The organism is Pseudomonas sp. TSRC2-2 (genome assembly GCF_049897785.1).
Classification (GTDB): Bacteria; Pseudomonadota; Gammaproteobacteria; order Pseudomonadales; family Pseudomonadaceae; genus Aquipseudomonas.
The window spans coordinates 372,185-393,258 of the sequence record NZ_JAFCWZ010000007.1; the positions used below are offsets into that span (position 1 = coordinate 372,185).

A 21,074-nucleotide genomic window follows, 5' to 3' on the forward strand; every position below is an offset into this window, starting at 1 on the left:
CCCCGGTTCGTTTTTGGAAAGCACATGAATATTCTGATCGTTGGGCCCAGTTGGGTCGGTGACATGGTGATGGCGCAGACACTGTTTCAGTGTCTCAAACAGCGCCACCCGCAATGCGCAATCGACGTGCTGGCGCCCGAATGGAGCCGGCCGATCCTCGAACGCATGCCCGAAGTGCGCAAGGCCTTGAGCTTCCCGCTCGGCCACGGCGCGCTGGAGCTGGCGACGCGCCGGCGCATCGGCAAATCCCTGCGCGGTCAGTACGATCAGGCGATCCTGCTGCCCAATTCACTGAAGTCGGCATTGGTGCCCTTTTTCGCCGGCATCCCAAAACGTACCGGCTGGCGCGGCGAATTGCGCTATGGCCTGCTCAACGACGTGCGCACCCTCGACAAAGAACGCTACCCGCTGATGATCGAGCGCTTCATGGCTCTGGCCTACGAGCCGAACGCCGAGTTGCCGAAGCCGTACCCGCGTCCGAGCCTGCAAATCGACCCGGTCACCCGCGCAGCGGCACTGGCCAAATTCGGCCTGACCCTCGATCGCCCGGTCCTGGCGCTGTGCCCCGGCGCCGAGTTCGGCGAATCCAAGCGCTGGCCATCCGAGCATTACGCCAAGGTCGCCGAAGCGCGCATCCGCGAAGGCTGGCAGGTGTGGCTGTTCGGCTCGAAAAACGATCACGCGGTCGGTGAAGACATCCGCGCCCGGCTGATTCCGGGCCTGCGCGAAGAATCGGTCAACCTCAGCGGCGGCACTTCTCTGGCGGAGGCTATCGATCTGCTGTCCTGCGCCGACTCGGTGGTGTCCAACGACTCGGGCCTGATGCACGTCGCTGCGGCGTTGAACCGTCCGCTGGTCGCGGTGTACGGCTCCACCTCGCCGGGCTTCACCCCGCCGCTGGCCGAGCAGGTCGAGATCGTGCGCCTGGGCATCGAATGCAGCCCGTGCTTCGATCGTACTTGCCGGTTCGGCCATTACAACTGCCTGCGCCAGCTGATGCCGGACGCGGTCAACGATGCCTTGCAGAAGTTGCAGGGCTCCGTGGTCGAGGTTCAATAACTTGCGGGTATTGCTGATCAAGACTTCCTCGCTGGGCGATGTGATTCATGCATTGCCGGCGCTGACCGACGCTGCGCGCGCAATCCCGGGCATCAAGTTCGACTGGGTGGTGGAAGAAGGCTTCGCCGAAATTCCGACCTGGCACCCGGCGGTCGACAAGGTAATTCCAGTGGCGATCCGCCGCTGGCGCAAGAGCCTGTGGAAAACCATCACCAGCGGCGAATGGAAACGCTTCAAGCAGAGCGTTCGCACGAACAAATACGACTTGGTGATCGACGCCCAGGGCTTGCTGAAAAGCGCCTGGCTGACTCGCTACGTCAAAGCACCCGTGGCCGGTCTCGATAAAACCTCGGCCCGCGAACCGATGGCCGCACGCTTCTATCATCGCAAGCTCGCCGTTGCCCGTGGCCAGCACGCCGTCGAGCGCGTGCGCCAGCTGTTCGCTATCGCTCTGGGTTACGACCTGCCCAAAGGCCTCGGCGATTACGGCCTCAACGTCGAACGACTGGTCGAATTGCCGCGCAAGAATGCCTACGTGGTGTTCCTGCATGGCACCACCTGGGACAGCAAGCACTGGCCGGAACTCTACTGGCGTGAGCTGACCGAGCGCGTCGGCTACCTCGGCGTCGGCGTGAAGTTGCCGTGGGGCAACCCGCAGGAAAAGGCCCGCGCCGAGCGCATCGCTGCTGGCTTCAAACACGCCGAAGTGCTGCCGAAGCTGAATCTGGCCGGCGTCGGCAAAGCCCTCGCCGGCGCGCAGGCTTGCGTGGCGGTGGATACCGGCCTGGGCCATTTGGCCGCGGCGCTGGACGTGCCGACCATCTCGCTGTTCGGCCCGACCAACCCGGGCCTGACCGGCGCCTACGGGAAACTGCAGATTCATCTGGCCGCTGACTTTCCGTGCGCGCCTTGCATGCAGAAGAAATGTACTTATCAACCGACCGAGCAGGATGCCCGTCAGTTTGATCTGAAACGCGAGCAGCCGTTGTGCTTCACGCGTGTGAATCCCGAGCGTGTCGCCAGCCGACTGAGCACGTTGTTAATGGCTGAGGAGCTGCGCTGATGCAATTGGCATTCGTCCTGTACAAATATTTTCCGTTCGGCGGCCTGCAGCGCGACTTCATGCGTATCGCCCTCGAATGCCAGAAGCGCGGCCATCAGATTCGCGTCTACACGCTGATCTGGGAAGGCGACATACCGCCGGGTTTCGAAGTGCTGGTGGCACCGGTGAAGGCGTTCTTCAATCACCGGCGCAACGAAAAACTCAGCGCGTGGATGGCAGCGGATCTGGCCAGGCGGCCGGTCGATCGCTTGATCGGCTTCAACAAGATGCCAGGCCTGGACGTCTACTACGCCGCCGACGGTTGCTTCGAAGACAAGGCGCAGAATCTGCGCAATTCGCTGTACCGCCGCTGGGGCCGCTATCGCCACTTCGCCGAGTACGAGCGAGCGGTGTTCGCCAGAGATGCGAAGACCGAAGTGCTGATGATTTCCGAAGTGCAGCAGCCGCTGTTCATCAAGCATTACGACACGCCACTTGAGCGCTTTCATCTGCTGCCGCCGGGCATCGCCCAGGATCGTCGGCGTCCGGCGAATGCCGATGAGATTCGCGCCGGTTTTCGCGCCGAATTCAACCTCAAGGACGACGAGTTGCTGCTGGTGCAGATCGGCTCCGGCTTCAAGACCAAGGGTGTCGATCGCAGCCTCAAAGCGCTGGCCGCGTTGCCGGCCGAATTGCGCAAACGCACGCGGCTGTTTGTAATTGGCCAGGATGACCCCAAATTGTTCCAGATGCAGAGCGCGACGCTGGGCCTGGGCGACAACGTGACCTTTCTCAAAGGGCGCAGCGATATCCCGCGTTTTCTGCTCGGCGCCGACCTGTTGATTCACCCGGCCTACAACGAAAACACCGGCACCGTGCTGCTTGAAGCGCTGGTCGCCGGCCTGCCGGTGCTGGTCAGCGCGGTGTGCGGTTACGCCCATTACATTGCCGAGGCCGACGCCGGGCGAGTGCTGGACGAGCCGTTCGAGCAGGCGCAGCTGACGCAATACCTGAGCGAAATGTTGAGCGACGACGCTGCACGGGCGGCCTGGAGCCGCAACGGTCTGGCCTTTGCCGAAACGGCCGACCTCTACAGCATGCCGCAGCACGCGGCGGATGTGATTCTGGCGGAGCACGCTTAATGAAGTTGATGCTGGCTGAACCGTTCAAGAGCCTTTGGGCCGGACGCGACCCGTTCGCTGAAGTCGAGGGCTTGCAGGGCGAGGTATACCGCGAGCTGGAAGCGCGCCGGACATTGCGCACGGAAGTCGATGGCAATGGCTTTTTCGTCAAGATTCACCGTGGCATTGGCTGGGGCGAAATCTTCAAGAACCTGCTGACCGCCAAGCTGCCGGTACTCGGTGCAGGGCAAGAGTGGAAGGCCATCCAGCGTCTGCAGGAAGTCGGCGTGCCAACCATGACCGCCGTCGCCTACGGCGAGAAGGGCAGCAATCCGGCGGATCAGCACTCGTTCATCGTCACCGAAGAACTGGCGCCGACCATCAGCCTCGAAGACTTCAGCATCGATTGGATCAGACAGCCGCCGGAGCCCAAACTCAAACGCGCGCTGATTGCCGAAGTCGCGCGGATGACCGGCATGATGCACCGCGCCGGGGTCAATCACCGCGACTGCTATATCTGCCACTTCCTGCTGCACACCGACAAACCGGTCACGCCGGAAGATTTCAAACTCTCGGTGATTGACCTGCATCGGGCCCAGACCCGCGCAAAAATTACTCAGCGCTGGCGCAATAAAGATCTGGCGGCGCTGTATTTTTCCGCGCTGGACATTGGCCTGACCCGCCGCGACAAGCTGCGTTTCCTTAAAGGCTACTTCCAGCAGCCGCTGCGCCAGGTTCTGGCGCAAGAGGCGCCACTGCTGAGTTGGCTGCAAGGCAAGGCTGACAAACTCTACGCGCGCAAACAGCGTTACGGGGATGCGCTCTGATGGCGGGCTGGACACTTGAACCGCAGTACAGCGACCTCGCCGAAGACTTCGGCAGCCTCGAAGCCGTATTTGCCTTGCAGGGCGAACGTCTGACCCGCGATCCGCTGTCGGAAGTCGTTCGGGTGCAGCGTGACGGGGTCAATTACTACGTCAAACGCTACGTCGGCGCCGGTAAAGGCTTGCGCCGCTACCTCGGCAAGCCGCGCGTGAAGATGGAATGGCAGAACCTCAAGCGCTTCGCCAAGTGGGGCATCCCCACTGCCGAGGTGGTGGCCTGGGGCCTGGAGCGGCGCGGCGCGGCCTATGACCGTGGCGCGATGATCACCCGTGAACTGCCCAATACCGAAGACCTCTCGGCACTGGCCGAGCGCAAGGATCCCAGGCTCAAGGATCGTGCCTGGGTCGACGGGGTCAGCCGACAATTGGCCGGCTACACCCGAACCATGCACGACCATCGGTTCACGCATAACGACCTGAAGTGGCGCAACCTGTTGATCGACGATCAGGCGCGCATCTTCCTCATCGACTGCCCCAACGGCGAATTCTGGCGCGGCTTCTGGCTCAAGTACCGGATCACCAAGGACCTCGCCTGTCTCGACAAACTGGCCAAATATCACCTGTCCAACACTCAGCGCCTGCGCTTCTACAAGCAATATCGCCAGTGTGATCGGCTCGATGTCGCCGACAAGAAACGGATTCGCCACGTGGTGAGATTTTTCGAGGGGCGCGAATGACTGATTTTCTTGCCGAACAGGACCGCGCACTGCTGGAGCGCCACGGTCTCGGCAATTTCGACGCACTGTGGGCCAAACAGCTTGAAGCTGTGGATGAGCCCAACACTGCCGGTGGCGGCTGGAGCAGCGTGTTCCGTCTCGATCTGGAAGGCCAGGGCTATTACCTCAAGCGCCAGAGCAATTATCTGACCCGCACCTTGCAGGCGCCGTTTGGCGAACCGAGCTTTGCCCGCGAATTTCGCAACATCAGCCGTTACCGCAAGCTGGGCATTCCGGCGTTGCAGGCGGCGTTTTTCGGTCAGCGCAAAGTCGCCGGTGAAGTGCGCGCCATTCTGCTCACGCGCGCACTGGATGGCTGGAGTGATCTGGATTCGTTGTTGACGCGCTGGGCGCAGCTCAGTGACGCGCAGCATTCGGCCATTCTCAAGGCTTGCGGGCTGCTGGCGCGACGGCTGCATGGCGCGCGCCAGGTGCATGGCTGTTTTTATCCCAAACATATCTTCCTGCGCGCCACCGGCGACGGCTATGAGGCGCAACTGATCGATCTGGAGAAAACCCGGCCGCTGCTGTTCGGCGTGCGTGATCGGGTCAAGGATCTGGAGCCGTTGCAGCGTCGCGCGCCGCAGTGGCGCGAGGCCGACTTGCGCCAACTGCTCGCGGCTTATCTCGATCAAACAACTGACAGCTCGCTGCTCGACAGCTGGCTGACCCGACTGACAGCGCGGCGCAGCCACAAGGAGACTCGCTGATGCAATTGTCCGAGCTGGCCCGCTCCGGGCGCGCACCTTCCCTGCCACTGACCGTGTGCCTGGCGGACGCCGCCGGTGCGGCGGATTTACAGTTGCTGAGCCTGCTGCGGGTGTTGCCCGGGCAGCGTTACGTGGGCGCCGGCGTCTGGCGCGGACGGCCGGTATTGGCCAAGTTGTTGGTCGGCAGCAAGGCTGCCCGGCATTTCCAACGAGAGCTGGACGGGGTGCGGCTACTCGCTGCGCAGGGCCTGACTACGCCTTTGCTGTTGGCCGATGGACTGAAAGACGGCGAGGGTGGCTGGCTGCTCTTCGAATTTCTCGAGGGCGCCGAAAGCCTTGGCGATGCCTGGGCCAATGTCGAGTCTCTGCCGGCGCTGGCTGATGAACAAACCGCGGTATTGGCCGAAGCACTGGATGCTATCGGTCGGATGCACGGCAAAGGACTCTGGCAAGAGGATCTGCACCTGGACAATCTGCTGCGCCATGGCGGTCAGCTGTACCTGATCGATGGCGCCGGCGTTCGTGCGGAAACGGCTGGGCAGCCACTGTCCCGACAAAAAGTGCTGGAAAACCTCGGGGTATTCTTCGCTCAGCTGCCGAAGTCACTGGAGCCGTTCACCGAAGAGCTGCTGGTGTATTACTTGCTGAGCAACAGCGAGCATGCGTTGCCGCTGGAGGCATTGCAAAAGCAGATCGACAAAGTGCGCAACTGGAGGCTCAGGGATTACCTGATCAAGGTCGGTCGCGACTGCACACTGTTTGCAGTGCATCGCGGCGCGTTTGCCCTGCGCGCCATCCGTCGTGAGGAAGAGGCCGCCATGCTGCCGGTGCTGGAGCAGGCTGACGCCTTGCTCGATCAGGGGCATCTGTACAAAACCGGTGGCGCAGCGAGTGTCGGCAAGGTTCAGGCGGGCGGTCGCTCGCTGGTGATCAAACGCTACAACATCAAAGGCTTCGCCCATTGGCTCAAGCGTTTCTGGCGCCCGAGCCGGGCGTGGCATTCATGGCGCGAGGGCAATCGTCTGGCTTTCCTGGGCATCGCCACGCCGAAACCGCTGGCAATGCTGGAAAAACGCTTTTTGTGGCTGCGCCGCAGCGCTTATCTGGTCACCGAATATCTGCCAGGGCCGGACATCATTGAGCGCTTTGCGCCGTACGTAGAAAATGGCCAGGCACCGGAAGCCGAGTTGCAGGCGCTGGATCAACTGTTTGCCCGATTGATCGCCGAGCGCATCAGTCATGGCGATTTCAAGGGCCACAACCTGTTCTGGCAGACGGATCGCTGGGCGCTGATCGACCTCGATTCGATGTGTCAGCACTCATCGGCCGGAAGTTTCGCCCCGGCTTATGCCCGCGATCGGGCGAGGTTCATGCGTAACTGGCCTGAAAGCAGCGCGTTGTATCAAGTCATTGATCAGCGGTTGCCCAAAGATATCTCCAGCGCGGGCTGAGTCCTGTCGCCAGCAGGCTCGGCAGGCTGCGAAGGCGAGCCTGTTGGCGGCTACGCACAAATAACAGCGACTCGTCCTACAGCTTCGCCAGAAGCCATGAACTGTCTGCAGTTCAGCCTCGATGCTAATTTGCCTGACGATTTCGGATGACGAGTCCCGGGCATGACAAAGATTATGACGCTAGGCGTTTTTCTCTCGGTTCTATCAGGCTGTGGCAGTGTGTCAACGGTGTTGCAACTGGACGCAGATGCTGCTCGGAACCTGCGCAAACAGAAGACTTACTGCCAATCCATTCCGCGTATCTACAGTGGCCTGGCCTTTGACTTCTGCATCTTGAACGCACCGCCCAATCCTGCGGGCTTTATGGTGCCCCTCGTATTGCTTGATCTGCCGTTGTCCGCTGCGTTCGACACGCTTTCGCTGCCCTACACGATCTATCGCCAGGCCGCCGACGGAAATCTGAGTATTTACTGGCGCAGAGACGGCTACTGAGGCTTTGTACCCGTTGAATCGGACCAATCCTGGCAGCGGCAATTCGCACCGGGTCATTCCCCTGATGTTTACGCTATAATCCCGCCCTTTAGCTGCCACTCGCCCCGTGCGAGGGCACATCAATTTTCAAGGCGCATCGCGCCTGCATGCAGACTAAAGAGGCTAGACCCCTGTGGCATTGACGATTCTTGGCCTGTCCGGCGCCCTTAGCCATGATCCTTCCGCAGCCTTGTACATCGACGGCAAGCTGGTCGCGGCGGCTGAGGAAGAGCGCTTCGTACGCGATAAACATGCAAAGAACCGCATGCCCTACGAATCGGCGAAATTCTGCCTTGAGCAGGCCGGTATCAAACCGTCCGACGTTGACGTGGTAGCGATTCCGTTTGCGCCGATCAGCCTGTTCGGCAAAGCCCGCTGGCACTACGCCAAGCGTTACTGGTACGCCCCGGATCGTGCTCTTGACGCGATCCTGATGGGTAACCGTCGCTACAAGCGCTATCGCAACAAGATCGTCTGGTGCCTCGAGCAGCTGGGCTTCGATCCGAAGAAAATCAAGATCGAGCCGGTCGAGCATCACCTTGCCCACGCCTCCAGTGCTTATCACTGCTCGGGTTTCAAGGAAAAAACCGCGATCCTCGGCATCGACGGTAAAGGCGAATACGCCACGACCTTCTTCGGTTATGGCGAAAACGGCAAGATTCACAAGATCAAGGAATTTTTCGACCCGGACTCCCTCGGTGGTCTGTACGGTGCGATCACCGAATTCCTCGGCTTTGAAATGCTCGACGGCGAATTCAAGGTCATGGGCATGGCGCCGTACGGCGACGCCAGCAAGTACGATTTCTCGCGTCTGGCCTCGTTCGAGAATGGCGAGCTGGTGATCAACACCGACTACGCCAACGTCATCGGTCTGCGCCGCTATAAAGAGAAGGGCAAAGGCTTCTACTTCTCACCGAAGCTGATCGAGTGGCTGGGGCCGAAACGCGAAGGTGACATCGCTGACGAGCCGTACATCCACTACGCCGCGAGCATGCAAGCGCTGTTTGAAAAGCTGGCGCTGCAGATGATCGACCACTACCTGGGCGATGTGCTCAGGGAAACCGGCAAACTGGCATTCGCCGGCGGCTGTGCGTTGAACGTCAAGCTGAACCAGAAGATCATTGCTCGCGACGACATTAAAGAATTGTTCGTACAGCCTGCGTCCGGCGATGCCGGCACCGCGGTTGGCGCTGCCGCTTACGTGTCGCACGCCCGTGGCGTACCGGTCGAGAAGATGGAACACGTCTACCTCGGCCCGTCGTACAGCAACGAGGACGTGATTGCCGCCTGCGCGCGCCACGAGAACAAGCCGACCTGGCGCAAGCTCGACAACATGCCCGAGCAGATCGCCAAGATCATGGTCGATGGCAACCCGGTCGCCTGGTTCCAGGGCCGCATGGAGTTTGGCCCGCGTGCACTGGGTGGCCGTTCGATCATCGGGTGCCCGAGCGTGGCCGGTGTCGCCGATCGCATCAACCACCAGATCAAGTTCCGCGAGCGTTGGAGGCCTTTCTGCCCGTCGATGCTCGACACCGTCGCGCCGCAGATGATCAAGATCGATCACCCGGCGCCGTTCATGACCTTCACCTTCGAAGTCGCCGAAGAGTGGAAAACCCGCGTGCCGGAAGTGGTCCACGAAGACGGTACTTCCCGCGCCCAGGTGCTCAAGCGCGAATACAACCCGCGCTACTACGACATGATGAAAGCGCTGGAAAACCTGACCGGCAACGGCGTATCGCTGAACACTTCGCTCAACCGTCGTGGCGAGCCGATGATCTGCTCGCCAACCGACGCGCTGAACATGTTTTTCGGGTCGGATCTGCAATACCTGATCATGGAAGACATCCTGGTGGTGAAAGAGGGCGCGAACGCTTATGACTCGCTCGGCTGAACGCCATGTGCTGCAGTTCTGTCACGGCTATGACGGGCCGTTCCTGGACTGCGCACGGCAGTACGCCAGCCTGTTTGCCGGCACCGGCTATCGGGTGACCACGGTGTTTCTGACCGGGGCCGCCGATAGCGAGGTGGCAGCAGCGTGTGCTTCGGACGAAGTGTTGTTCATGGAGTACAGTTCCAAGGCCATTCGTGGCCTGAAACTGGGTGCTATCGGCGATCTTCGCAAGATCGTCGCCTCGCGCAATTTCAGTCTGTGCATCGCTCATCGCTTCAAGCCCATCTATATCGCCTTGCTCGGCACCTCGCTGCCGGTCATAGGCGTGCACCACGCATTCGGCGATTACCAGCGTCGGACGCGCAAACTGTTCGCGCATGTTTTCCGCAAGCGCCTGAGCCTTCTCGGTGTGTCGGATGCGGTGCGTGACGACATGCGGCGCTGCCTGCCGAAGTGGCCGGCAAGCCGAATCCAGACCCTTTACAACCGCATCGACGTGCCTGCTCTGCAAGCCCGCCAGCTACCGGCCGAAGAAGCACGTGAGATTCTCGGTCTGTCGCCGGATGCCTGGATTGTCGGGAATGTCGGCCGCCTGCACCCGGACAAGGATCAGGCCACGCTGCTGCGCGGTTTTGCCCAGGCGCTGCCTGGACTGCCGGACAACAGTCAACTGGTGATTCTCGGCAGCGGTCGCCTGGAGCAGGATCTCAAGGCGTCGGCGCGGGCGTTGGGCATTGCCGATCGAGTGCTGTTTCTCGGTCAGGTGCCCGATGCGCGCAACTACTTTCGCGCCTTCGATGTGTTTGCCCTGAGCTCCGATCATGAGCCGTTCGGCATGGTATTGCTGGAAGCCATGGCTGCCGGCGTGCCGTTGCTGGCCACCGCGTGCGGCGGGGCGAAGGAGGTGGTCGAGGGCGTGGGCATTCTGTTTCCACTGGGCGATGCCGAACATCTGGCTCAAGGGCTGCAACATCTGGCTGCGATGGATGAGCAGCAGCGTCGTCAATGTGCGCAGATGATGCTCGAGCGACTGCATGAGCGTTTCTCCGACCGTGCGGTGCGCGAGACCTTCTGGCGCCTGCCGCCAGTTACCGATCTGGCAACGAGGGGCTGATGCTCAACCGATTTCAAGGCTGGCGCGAACGTGGCTGGTCGCCCGTTGACGCCTCAACCTATGCCGCTGCCTGGCAGCGTTATGGCGGCAGTGTCGCGACGCATCCGCTGGTCATCGAGCGTCTGGCGGACCTGGCCGGGATACCGGTGCGTTATCTCGCCTGGCAGCAGCAAGGCGATGTTCAAGCCGCCATTGCAACCTGGGGCCGCGACTTGGCCCTGTCCAAGGACGCGCTCAAGCGCCACGGCAAGAAAGGCCTGTTCGATCTCGGCAATGCCGAGCTGATCCTGCCGGCCGCGGTCGATGCTCAGGCACCGCTGCGTCATCGGGCGCGCTATCTGTCGGCGCTCAACGAAAGCCGCTTCAGTGGCATGAAGTTGCAGACTGAACAGTTGGCCATGGCCCGCACACCGGAAGAATTGTCGAAAAAGTTTCGCTACAACCAGCGCCGCGAATTGCGCCTGCTGGAAGAAGCGGGCGGCGTGGTGCGAGCGGTCAGTGAGTTTTCCAGCGTTGAACTGGCCGCGATGTACTGCGATCTGTTTCAGCGTCGTTGGGGTTTTCCCGCCACCGGTGCGGCGCGCATGGCCGAGGTCATCGAGTTGCTGCGCGAGCTGCTGATCGGCTCGGTCATTTTCCTCAACGATGCGCCGATCGCGATTCAACTGGTCTACCGCGTCGAGGCGCCAGACTGGATCAGTGTCGAATACGTGAATGGCGGGGTTGATCCTGAAACTCGCGAATTCAGCCCCGGCAGCGTGTTGAGCTTTCTCAATACGCAAAGCGCCTGGGAGCAGGCACGGGCACTCGGCAAGCCGCTGCGGTTTTCGTTCGGTCGCGCTGACCGTGAATACAAGGATCGCTGGTGCAACCCTGTGCCGGTCTTCACCGTATGAGTCAGACCATGAGCCGCAAACAGCAATTGCTCAAGCGCCATCGACGCAACAAACGCGTGACTGTGCTGGTTGTACTGGCCGCCATCATAGCGCTGAGCGTGCTGGTCGCCTGGTGGCTGGCGCCGCTGTTGCTGACCGGCGCCTGGGTCGCCCATGAGGCGTGGTTTGCCGATCATCTGTTCTATGCCCCCAGCGACGATTACCAGTACAGCTTCCCTGCGTATACCCCGCAGCCGAAGGTGCACCTGCACGGCGAGCAACTGCGTCTGGATGACGGTGTGATGCTGGCCGACGACGCCATGCTGATCCTGGCTGTGCGGGTCAAAAGCACCTGGCTGGGACGTTTCCTTGATCCCCGTATCGAGTTGTCGGGCGGCGCCAATCCTGATGTGCAGACCTTCGAGCGCGGTGTCGGCGGCGTGCGCTATCTGAACCTGAGCGGTCAGGCGCAAGCATTGTCGGCGGGTGTGTTGCGCCTGCGCGGACGTTACTGCCGCGTGTCGGGAGAGCCGGTGCTGTGGGCGCTGGAGCACGCCGATTATCGTCGTCAGCGGGTCATGGTCATTGCGCCACACGCGGACGATGCGGAACTGGCGGCTTTTGGTTTGTACAGTCAGGCTGATGAAGCCTGGATCGTTACCCTCACGGCTGGCGAAATCGAGGCCGAACATTACCAGCAGATGGGCATGAGCAAGGTCGACGCCGCGCGACTGAAGGGACGGTTGCGTGCCTGGGACAGCCTCACCGTGCCGCAATGGGCCGGTGTCGCTCAGGAACGTTGCGTGCAGTTGGGGTATTTCTGCCTGCAACTGGCGGCGATGCGTGACAAGCCGGGTCAACCGGTGGGCTCGCGCGAAGCGGACTTGAGCGATACCCGTCTGTTCCGTCAATTCAATTCATTTGTGCTCCCGGGTGACGCCGATGGCGCGCCGACCTGGAACAATCTGCTGGCCGATCTGCGCGAAACTGTCCTGCGCGCGCGTCCGGACGTCATTGTGCTGCCGCATCCGACGCTGGATCCGCACCCCGACCACCTCTGTGCGCAGCAGGCCGTGCTTGAAGTATTGAAGAGTCTGGACTGGCAGCCGACGCTGCTCGGTTATGCCAACCACCTGCATGACAATGATCGCTGGCCGATGGGCAATAGTGGTGAGGGCGTGGCGCTGCCGCCAGCTTTTGATGCTGGCTTGCCGGTGCAGCCTGTATGCCTGGCGTTATCGGTGGAGCAGCAACGTGACAAGGCCATGGCCCTGGGCATGATGCATGATTTGCAACCGCCCGCGCCGTTCAAGCGCCGCTTGCGTCGAACCTTGCAGCGATGGCTGGCAGGGCGGTCCGGTTCGCCTTATGGCGAGAACGAATTTTTCCGCAAGGCGGTTCGGCGACACGAACTGTTCTGGCGTTTGTAACGACACAGGAGCCCGCGCAAGACTTTCTTGCGGGCGGGCATGTTCAGGTTTGCTCGGGTTGCTGTTGCGGCAAGGAAGACAATGAAAGTTCTATTTCTGGTGCAGAAAGATCAGCGAGCCATTCTCGATCGTTTGTACGAGGGTGTGGCAGCCCATTGTGAGTGTGATCTGCGCTGGTTGAGCGGTGACGAACAGCGCAACCTGCGTCGATACTTTCGCCGCGAAGTCGATGTTTCGCGCTATGACCGCATCGTGTTTTTCCTGCGTTTCAAGCAGGAGATCCGTCAGGTCGGGTTCATCCGCACCGTGCCCAATCTGGTCATTCTGGAGCACGATGCCTATCAGAATTACATTCCCTGCAAATACACCGGCAAGTTCAGTGCGCATTATCGACGGTTGCCCTGGGCACGGGTGATCAGCTCCGGTTTCGTAGTTGCCGAACGTCTGCGCTCGGAGGGCTTCGACGCCGTGTTCGTACCCAAGGGTTATGATCAGACGCAGTTGCAGGACCTGGGGCGCGAGCGGGATATCGAACTCGCTTTCGTCGGCAGCACCAACAGTGTGGCCTACAGTGGGCGCAAGGCATTGCTGGATGAGTTGGGTCAGGTCGAGCCGCTGCTGGTAACGCGTACCAAGTCAGGGAACGAATACCTTGAGACGCTCAACCGTATCCGCTTTTTTGTCAGCGCGGATGTGGGCATGGGCGAGTTCATGATCAAAAACTTCGAAGCCATGGCTTGCGGCTGCGTCCTGCTGGCCTATGATCAAGGCGCCGCCGAAAACGCGGCGCTCGGTTTGCAGGACATGCATAACGTGGTGTTCTATCAGACCATCGCGCAGCTGCAGGAAAAGCTGGCCAGGCTGCGCGAGGATCCGCAACTGGCGCAGCGCATCGCTGCCAACGGTCGTGAGCTGGCGGTGCATCAGTTCAGTTTCGCGCGGATCGGTCAGCGCATCGTTGAAGAACTTGAACCATCGTTGCGTGAGCGTGCTCCGCTGAGTCTGCTGGAAAAAATCCGCCTGAAAGTGGGCATTTGACAAGTCTCATACAGCCAGTGATATTGCTGGCGACTTCTGATTAACGAGATCTCGGTGCAATTTTCCAAAGAAAGCCAGATTACATTGGTGGTTACCAGCTGCGGTCGACTCGATCTGCTCAAGACCACTCTCGATAGCTTCGACCGGTACAACACGGCACCCATTCGTGAAGTGTTCATCACCGAAGATGCTGGCGACGAAGGCGTTGCCGCGATTCTGCCTGCTCATTGGAAAGAGCACAGCACGATCTTCGTCAATCGTCCGAAGCTGGGCCAGCTGGCATCGATCGACCTGGCCTACGGGCAAGTCACTACACCGTATATCTTTCATTGCGAAGACGACTGGGAGTTCTACCGTCCCGGGTTCGTGGAAGACTCCATGACCATTCTGGAGGCCCGGCCGCAAATTCTGCAGATCTGGTTGCGCAGCTATAATCACGATCTGCGTGTGCACAGCCCTTATATCCGTTTGGGCGCGCGCGAGATCGTCGATGGCGTCGCATGCTATCCGCTGATTTCCGACAAGCCGGAGTGGCAGGGTTTCTCGCTGAATCCCGGGTTGCGCCGACTTGAGGATTATCGGTTGTGCGCGCCTTTCGCCGGGCACGGTGGCGAAAAGGCCTTGTCACAGCGCTATTCGCAACTCAACAGGGAGGCCTTGATCCTTGAGGCAGACGCGGTCATGCACACCGGTTTCGGTCTGCATGTGCAAACGGATGTCGAGCGTGAACGCAAAGCGCGCCGCAATCGCCGCGAGCAGATTAAAATTGCCTTGTTTCTGTTGCTGGGAGTCTGCATTGGCTGGTTCATCAACTGAGTTAACGCACGCCGCTGCTTGTCCCAGCAAATCCACGCAACGGCTCTCTGTCCTATGAATATTCTCAACATCATGTGGGCCGGTGGCGCTCCGTTCGCATCAATCCATAAAGTGCACCAGCAAATTCTCTCTCAGGCCTCGCCTTCGGCGGTGGTCAAAACCTGGCTGCTTCAGGGGCAAGGAGCAGAGTGCGGCGCGGATGTGGGCGAGGTGCGGGAGTGGCGGTTATCGTCGGCCCGCCTGAAGGGGCGGCATTTCTGGCGCTTGGCCAAACCCTTTATGCAGGCGCGATTTCGTCAGGCCCTGGTGGAGAGTGACGCTCGATTGGTGTTGCTGGACGGCGTGGGCGTCGCGCGCACGTTATTGCCGGTCCTCAAGAAGCTGGCGCATATCCGCGCCGTGGTGATCTTCCACGGTTCGGCGCGTTTGAACGCTGGAGATCAGGCTCTGTTTCAATCACTCCCAGCGTCCCGGCTGACATTGGTTGCCGTTTCCGCCACCCTTGCCGATTCACTGACCAGCGACCTGCAGATGCCAGTCACCCCGTTGCGAAGTGCATTCGATCCGATGGCGTTTCGCGCTGAACTGTTCACTCGCGAGCAGGCCAGGACACGGTTGGGGTTGCCGCAAGGCGCTCCTGTCATGGGCGCGGTGGGCCGCCTGGTCTCGGAGAAGGGTTTCGGTTATCTGCTTGATGCTTTCGCTGCAGTACGGGTCAATCGTCCGGACTTGCGCCTGGTCATCATTGGTGAAGGTTCCAAACGCGCGGCGCTGCAGCAGCGCATCGAGGCGCTCGGCTTGAGCGACAGCGTCTTGCTGACCGGACATCTGACCGAAGCCGCGCAGCTTTACCGTGCTTTCGACTGGATTGCCATCCCTTCGCTGGAAGAGGGCCTGGGTCTGGTCATGCAGGAAGCGGTGATGGCCGGCGTACCGGTTTTGTGCAGCGATCTGGATGTGTTCAGCGAACAACTGGGCAGCGCCGGCTGGTATGCCCCGGTCAATGACACCAAAGCCTGGTCCGAGGCCATCGACCGCGCCTTCAGTGCCTCATCTCAAGCGATCAATGCCGAGCAATACCGCATGCTTGCACCGGACGAGGCCTGGTCGAGCTTCAGCCAGGCTGCCCGCGCATTGTTTTCATGAGGACAAGACGGCGCGCTCCAGTGCCTGCATCGGAAAGCTGTCGTTCAGCTTTTCGCGCGCAATATAGCGTGCGAAATGCTGCAGGTTGCGTTTGATCAGGCGCTTTGGCAGCGGTCCGCGGGTGAAGCGCATGTCGGCGACGTCGATCAGGCCCATGCGGTCGTCTGGCGTGACGACGATGTTGCCAAGATGCAGGGAGCGGAAATAGATGCCCGACCGGTGCAGGCTGCGTATCAGAGCGGCCAGATCCGGCAACGCCTGCTTCCAGTCGAACCCTTGTTCACTGGCGATCTGACGCAGCGTTTGCCCTGGCAGAGGCTGATACAGCACGGCGGTCATGCCTGGTTTTTCGAGGCAAAAGAACTGGAGGATCTGCAGGGTCGGCACGCCGAGTTTTTGCAACTCGATGGCGTTGTCGATGAATCGCCGGGAGTAGGGGCGAAGCAGCGCGGATGAAAAAAACCGTTTGCGACGGAACAGTTTGAGAATTTTTCCATCCTGCAGCAGGTAGACTTTCGGCCCGTAGCTGTCCGCCTCCAGCACTTTGGCAGCGTCGATCATTTGGTCTAGAGCGGCTTGTGAAAGCCGGGAGCATCGCATCGTAGGAAGCCTTGTCGAAAGTGCAGGGTGTTGTAGCGGGCAATGATGCCGAAAAGTTTCGATTTTAACCATGCCGCGTCGCATGGGCGAACCCTTGTCAGGAGCAGATTGATGCAGGAAACACGCTGGGCGCAACTATGGATGGCGACGGGGCTCTTGTGGTTTCTATTGGCCATTGCCGTAGCGCCCACCAACAAGGTTTACCAACAGGGGCTGGTCGCTCTCGTCTGGTTGCCGGCGTTATTGCTCGGCTGGTCTGCTCGTCATCGCGTCAGGGAAGTACTCCTTGAGCAACGCTGGATCTACCTGCCGTTGCTTGGATTGCTGATCTGGGCGCTGGTCAGTCTGGCATGGACAAACACACCGGAGCCCGGTCGCGAAGCCAAGCGCCTGTTGTATATCGTGGTGTTCCTGCTGTTTTTTCCGGTGTTTGCCAGCGGCCGCCCCGAGCGTTTGATTCGCCTCATGCAATGGGGCGGGCTGGGATTGGCAATCACGGCGCTGGTGGCCATCGTCAGGTTCTACGTCATTGATGGCAACGTCTGGACTGCCCGGGTAGAAGGGCTGGGTGAGCTGGCTCATCCGATTCTCGGCGGCTATGTCATTGGCCTGGCGGCAGTGTGGCTGGCCCTGTGGGCGCCGCAGGGTGCGATGCGTCAAGGGATCTGGGCGCTGGCGTTGGCGGTGCTGGTTATCTTTGTCCTGATGAGTCAGAGCCGAGGCGCGGCGTTGGCGTTGTTTCTGACCATACTGGCCATGCCGATCTGGTGCCGTGACCGCCGCAGCCGAATCGTCGCAGCCGTTGCACTGGTGGTGGCGATTGTGGCGCTGTGGCTGTTCGAGCCGTTGGTGCTGGCGCGTGGGGTCTCTTACCGTCCGCAGATTCTGATGGCTTCTCTGGACATGATCGCCAAACATCCGTGGGGTGGGCTGGGTCTGGGTGGGGATTACCGGGTGTTTTGGTCGGATATGACTTTCGATCACGCCCATAACCTGTTCAGTCATGTCGCGATCGTGCTGGGTTTGCCGGGACTGGTGTTATGGTCTGCCGTTTGGTTCGGCGTGATTTTCCAGGCGTGGAGGGTTCGGGAAACGCTGTATGCCCGCGGGGTTATCGGTATCTGGCTGTTCTCGACGCTGGCGATGCAGTTCGATGCTGCCAGCCTGACCGGCACCCCTCGTGCCGAGTGGTTCATCAGCTGGCTGCCGTTGGGGCTTGCCAGCGTTTTGGTATGGGCGCGGGCCAATGGCGGCGCTTGTGATAAAATTTCGCGTTCTTCTTAACCAGTGAGCTCTACGATGAGTGACGCACCGCTCAAAGCGGAACAGGAATCCAGCCTGAAAATCTACTTTCGGCTGTTGGGGTACGTAAAACCCTATATCGGTCTTTTCCTGCTGAGTATCGTGGGCTTTGTGATCTTTGCCTCCACGCAACCGATGCTCGCCGGGATTCTCAAGTATTTCGTCGATGGCCTGAGCAACCCTGAAGCGGTGCTCTTCCCCAACGTTCCTTATCTGCGAGACGTGCAGCTGTTGATGGCTGTACCGTTGCTGATCATTTTGATCGCCGCGTGGCAAGGCCTTGGGTCGTTTCTTGGCAATTACTACCTGGCGAGAGTTTCGTTGGGCCTGGTGCATGACCTGCGTATCGAGTTGTTCAACAAGCTGTTGGTACTGCCCAACCGCTATTTCGATACCCATAACTCGGGTCATCTGATCTCGCGCATCACGTTCAACGTGACCATGGTCACCGGCGCCGCCACGGACGCCATCAAAGTGGTGATCCGCGAGGGCCTTACGGTCGTTTTCCTGTTCGCGTATCTGCTCTGGATGAACTGGAAGCTGACCCTGGTGATGCTGGCGATCCTGCCCGTGATCGCGTTCATGGTCGGCAACACCAGCAAGAAATTCCGCAAGCAGAGCAAGAAGATTCAAGTGGCCATGGGCGATGTGACCCATGTTGCCTCCGAAACCATTCAAGGCTATCGCGTCGTGCGCAGCTTCGGTGGCGAGGCTTATGAGCAGCAGCGTTTTGCAGCGGCCAGCCAGAGCAACACCGACAAGCAATTGCGCATGACCAAGACCGGCGCGGTGTATACACCGATGCTGCAGCTGGTGATCTACACCGCCATGGCCGTGTTGATGTTCCTGGTGTTGTTCCTGCGCGGCGATGCGACGGCCGGTGATCTGGTTGCGTACATCACGGCTGCGGGCTTGCTGCCGAAACCGATCCGGCAATTGTCCGAAGTCAGCTCGACCATTCAGAAAGGTGTGGCCGGTGCAGAAAGCATTTTCGAGCAGCTGGACGTTGAGCCGGAAATCGATACCGGCACGATCGAGCGTGATCGGGTCAGTGGCCATCTGGCGGTGAACAACCTCAGCTTCACTTACCCGGGCACTGAACGCGAAGTGCTGAAAAACATCAGCTTCACCGCGTCGCCAGGTCAGATGATCGCTTTGGTCGGGCGTTCCGGCAGCGGCAAGTCGACGCTGGCCAGTCTCATTCCGCGTTTCTACCATCACGAAACCGGTGAGATTCTGCTCGATGACGTCGAGATCGAGGATTACCGTCTGCGCAACCTGCGCCGCCACGTGGCGCAGGTCACTCAGCATGTGACGCTGTTCAACGACACCATTGCCAACAACATCGCTTATGGCGATCTGGCAGGGGCGCCGCGCGATGACATCGAGAAGGCCGCTAGGGATGCATTTGCCATGGACTTCATCGCGCAAATGCCTCAAGGCCTCGATACCCAGGTGGGCGAGAACGGTGTGCTGTTGTCTGGCGGACAGCGTCAGCGCCTGGCGATTGCCCGCGCACTGCTGAAAAACGCGCCGCTGCTGATTCTCGACGAAGCGACGTCGGCGCTCGATACCGAGTCCGAGCGGCACATTCAGGCGGCACTCGACCATGTCATGAAAGGCCGCACCACACTGGTCATTGCCCACCGCTTGTCGACCATCGAGAAGGCCGATCTGATTCTGGTCATGGATCAGGGCGAGATTGTCGAACGCGGCACTCATGCCCAGTTGCTTGCCCACAATGGCTACTACGCACGCCTGCATGCGATGGGCCTGGATGCCCCGGCTGAAGACATTGCGTGATCTGCAGACAAGGGTGAGCCAGCCTCACCCGCGTGTATTCCCGGCGCGCGCGATCCTGTTAATATCGCGCCCCTGTTCATTTTGTATGTGGGTTGCTCCATGAAATTGTCGATGCCGCGATTCGATCAAGCCCCTGTCTTGGTGGTCGGCGATGTCATGCTCGACCGTTACTGGCATGGCGGAACCTCACGGATTTCCCCCGAAGCACCGGTGCCGGTGGTCAAGGTCGAGCAGATCGAGGATCGCCCGGGCGGCGCCGCCAACGTGGCGCTGAACATTGCCGCGCTGGGTGCACCGGCATCGCTGGTGGGCGTAACCGGTGATGACGAAGCCGCCGACAGCCTGAGCAACAGTCTCAAAGGTGCTGGCGTTCGCGCCTTGTTTCAGCGCATCGCTCATCAGCCGACCATCGTCAAACTGCGGGTCATGAGCCGGCACCAGCAACTGCTGCGTATCGATTTCGAAGAGGTGTTCGCCACCGATGCGCTGGCCTTGGCCGCGCAGGTCGACGAGCTGCTGGAAGGCATCAAAGTGCTGGTGTTGTCGGATTACGGCAAAGGTGCGCTGAAAAATCACCAGACCCTGATCCAGGCCGCCCGTGCCAAAGGCATTCCGGTGCTGGCCGATCCCAAGGGCAAGGACTTTTCGATTTACCGCGGTGCCAGCCTGATCACGCCGAACCTCAGCGAGTTCGAAACCATCGTCGGCGGTTGCGCCGACGAGCACGAGCTTGTAAGCAAAGGCGCCGTGCTGATGCAGGAGCTCGACCTCGGCGCGTTGCTGGTGACCCGTGGCGAGCACGGCATGACCTTGTTGCGTCCGGATCATCCGGCGTTGCATCTGCCGGCCCGCGCCCGTGAAGTGTTCGATGTGACCGGCGCCGGCGATACAGTGATTTCGACCCTGGCAGCAGCCATCGCCGCTGGCGAAGAACTGCCGCACGCTGTCGCGCTGGCCAATCTGGCCGCAGGCATCGTCGTCGGCAAGCTCGGTACAGCAGCGATCAGCGCCCCGGAGCTGCGCCGCGCCATTCAGCGCGAGGAAGGTTCGGAGCGAGGCGTGCTGGGTCTTGAGCAACTGCTGCTGGCGGTTGACGATGCCCGCGCGCACAACGAGCGAATTGTCTTCACCAATGGCTGCTTCGATATCCTGCATGCCGGCCACGTTACCTATCTGGAACAGGCCCGTGCTCAGGGCGATCGTCTGATCGTGGCGGTCAACGATGACGCCTCGGTCAGCCGCTTGAAAGGCCCGGGCCGGCCGATCAACAGCGTTGACCGGCGTATGGCGGTACTCGCCGGTCTCGGCGCTGTGGACTGGGTGATCAGCTTCTCTGAAGGCACACCGGAAAACCTGCTGCGCGAGGTCAAACCGGATGTGTTGGTCAAGGGTGGCGATTACGGCATCGATCAGGTAGTCGGTGCGGATATCGTCACCGCCTATGGCGGCACGGTGAAAGTGCTGGGGCTGGTGGAGAACAGCTCGACGACAGCAATCGTGGAAAAGATCCGCGGCCAATAAGATCAAAAGATCGCAGACTGCGCC

Annotated in this window: 19 protein-coding genes; 18 read left to right on the forward strand and 1 reads right to left on the reverse strand. The window is 60.5% G+C overall.

The window, feature by feature from the left end; genetic code table 11:
* Positions 1–24 precede the first annotated feature (24 nt).
* The 15 genes from waaF to ACP7D9_RS16860 all read left to right on the forward strand — a co-directional run bounded on the left by waaF (position 25) and on the right by ACP7D9_RS16860 (position 15,824).
* Positions 25–1,059 (forward strand): lipopolysaccharide heptosyltransferase II, encoded by a 1,035-nt coding sequence (gene waaF / locus ACP7D9_RS16790; protein ID WP_101156498.1) that lies wholly within the window; start codon positions 25–27, stop codon positions 1,057–1,059.
* A 1-nt stretch (position 1,060) separates the two neighbouring features.
* Positions 1,061–2,122, forward strand: a complete 1,062-nt coding sequence (gene waaC / locus ACP7D9_RS16795) for a lipopolysaccharide heptosyltransferase I (protein ID WP_426158666.1) — start codon at positions 1,061–1,063, stop codon at positions 2,120–2,122.
* Positions 2,122–3,243 (forward strand): glycosyltransferase family 4 protein, encoded by a 1,122-nt coding sequence (locus ACP7D9_RS16800; protein WP_426158668.1) that lies wholly within the window; start codon positions 2,122–2,124, stop codon positions 3,241–3,243. Before waaC ends, ACP7D9_RS16800 begins: the two co-directional genes overlap by 1 nt.
* Positions 3,243–4,049 (forward strand): lipopolysaccharide core heptose(I) kinase RfaP, encoded by an 807-nt coding sequence (gene rfaP / locus ACP7D9_RS16805; protein WP_101156489.1) that lies wholly within the window; start codon positions 3,243–3,245, stop codon positions 4,047–4,049. Before ACP7D9_RS16800 ends, rfaP begins: the two co-directional genes overlap by 1 nt.
* On the forward strand, positions 4,049–4,783 hold the full coding sequence (locus ACP7D9_RS16810) for a lipopolysaccharide kinase InaA family protein (RefSeq protein WP_101156486.1): 735 nt from the start codon (positions 4,049–4,051) through the stop codon (positions 4,781–4,783). The genes rfaP and ACP7D9_RS16810 overlap by 1 nt, the downstream gene beginning before the upstream one ends.
* Positions 4,780–5,532 (forward strand): lipopolysaccharide kinase InaA family protein, encoded by a 753-nt coding sequence (locus tag ACP7D9_RS16815; RefSeq protein ID WP_426158670.1) that lies wholly within the window; start codon positions 4,780–4,782, stop codon positions 5,530–5,532. Before ACP7D9_RS16810 ends, ACP7D9_RS16815 begins: the two co-directional genes overlap by 4 nt.
* Positions 5,532–6,983: a lipopolysaccharide kinase InaA family protein gene (locus ACP7D9_RS16820; RefSeq protein WP_426158672.1), complete on the forward strand. Its 1,452-nt coding sequence runs from the start codon at positions 5,532–5,534 to the stop codon at positions 6,981–6,983. Before ACP7D9_RS16815 ends, ACP7D9_RS16820 begins: the two co-directional genes overlap by 1 nt.
* A gap of 162 nt (positions 6,984–7,145) precedes the next feature.
* The gene (locus tag ACP7D9_RS16825; RefSeq protein WP_101156478.1) at positions 7,146–7,475 is read left to right on the forward strand and encodes a YceK/YidQ family lipoprotein; all 330 of its coding nucleotides are present in this window, start codon (positions 7,146–7,148) and stop codon (positions 7,473–7,475) included.
* 172 nt (positions 7,476–7,647) lie between these two features.
* Positions 7,648–9,405, forward strand: coding sequence for a carbamoyltransferase family protein (locus ACP7D9_RS16830; protein WP_101156475.1), 1,758 nt, complete (start codon positions 7,648–7,650; stop codon positions 9,403–9,405).
* Entirely contained in the window at positions 9,389–10,519 is a 1,131-nt protein-coding gene (locus ACP7D9_RS16835; RefSeq protein ID WP_101156472.1) for a glycosyltransferase, read from the forward strand. Before ACP7D9_RS16830 ends, ACP7D9_RS16835 begins: the two co-directional genes overlap by 17 nt.
* Complete coding sequence (locus ACP7D9_RS16840) at positions 10,519–11,415, forward strand: antimicrobial resistance protein Mig-14 (RefSeq protein ID WP_426158675.1); 897 nt, start codon at positions 10,519–10,521, stop codon at positions 11,413–11,415. The genes ACP7D9_RS16835 and ACP7D9_RS16840 overlap by 1 nt, the downstream gene beginning before the upstream one ends.
* Before the next feature lie 8 nt (positions 11,416–11,423).
* Complete coding sequence (locus ACP7D9_RS16845) at positions 11,424–12,824, forward strand: PIG-L deacetylase family protein (protein WP_426158677.1); 1,401 nt, start codon at positions 11,424–11,426, stop codon at positions 12,822–12,824.
* A gap of 81 nt (positions 12,825–12,905) precedes the next feature.
* The gene (locus ACP7D9_RS16850; protein WP_101156467.1) at positions 12,906–13,862 is read left to right on the forward strand and encodes a glycosyltransferase; all 957 of its coding nucleotides are present in this window, start codon (positions 12,906–12,908) and stop codon (positions 13,860–13,862) included.
* A 54-nt stretch (positions 13,863–13,916) separates the two neighbouring features.
* A complete protein-coding gene (locus ACP7D9_RS16855) occupies positions 13,917–14,678 on the forward strand; it encodes a glycosyltransferase family 2 protein (protein ID WP_426158679.1) in 762 nt (253 codons plus the stop codon).
* Between the two features lie 54 nt (positions 14,679–14,732).
* A complete protein-coding gene (locus tag ACP7D9_RS16860; protein ID WP_426158681.1) occupies positions 14,733–15,824 on the forward strand; it encodes a glycosyltransferase family 4 protein in 1,092 nt (363 codons plus the stop codon).
* On the opposite strand, the gene ACP7D9_RS16865 is transcribed toward ACP7D9_RS16860, so the two are convergent.
* Entirely contained in the window at positions 15,819–16,424 is a 606-nt protein-coding gene (locus tag ACP7D9_RS16865) for a lipopolysaccharide kinase InaA family protein (RefSeq protein ID WP_426158718.1), read from the reverse strand. The two genes, ACP7D9_RS16860 and ACP7D9_RS16865, sit on opposite strands and share 6 nt — an antisense overlap.
* Before the next feature lie 111 nt (positions 16,425–16,535).
* On the opposite strand from ACP7D9_RS16865, the gene ACP7D9_RS16870 reads away from it, so the two are divergent.
* From ACP7D9_RS16870 to hldE, 3 genes are all read left to right on the forward strand, one after another.
* Entirely contained in the window at positions 16,536–17,708 is a 1,173-nt protein-coding gene (locus ACP7D9_RS16870; RefSeq protein ID WP_426158683.1) for an O-antigen ligase family protein, read from the forward strand.
* 15 nt (positions 17,709–17,723) lie between these two features.
* A complete protein-coding gene (gene msbA, locus ACP7D9_RS16875) occupies positions 17,724–19,529 on the forward strand; it encodes a lipid A export permease/ATP-binding protein MsbA (RefSeq protein ID WP_426158685.1) in 1,806 nt (601 codons plus the stop codon).
* Positions 19,530–19,628: 99 nt separating this feature from the next.
* A complete protein-coding gene (gene hldE / locus ACP7D9_RS16880; protein ID WP_101156451.1) occupies positions 19,629–21,050 on the forward strand; it encodes a bifunctional D-glycero-beta-D-manno-heptose-7-phosphate kinase/D-glycero-beta-D-manno-heptose 1-phosphate adenylyltransferase HldE in 1,422 nt (473 codons plus the stop codon).
* The last annotated feature ends 24 nt before the right edge of the window (positions 21,051–21,074 follow it).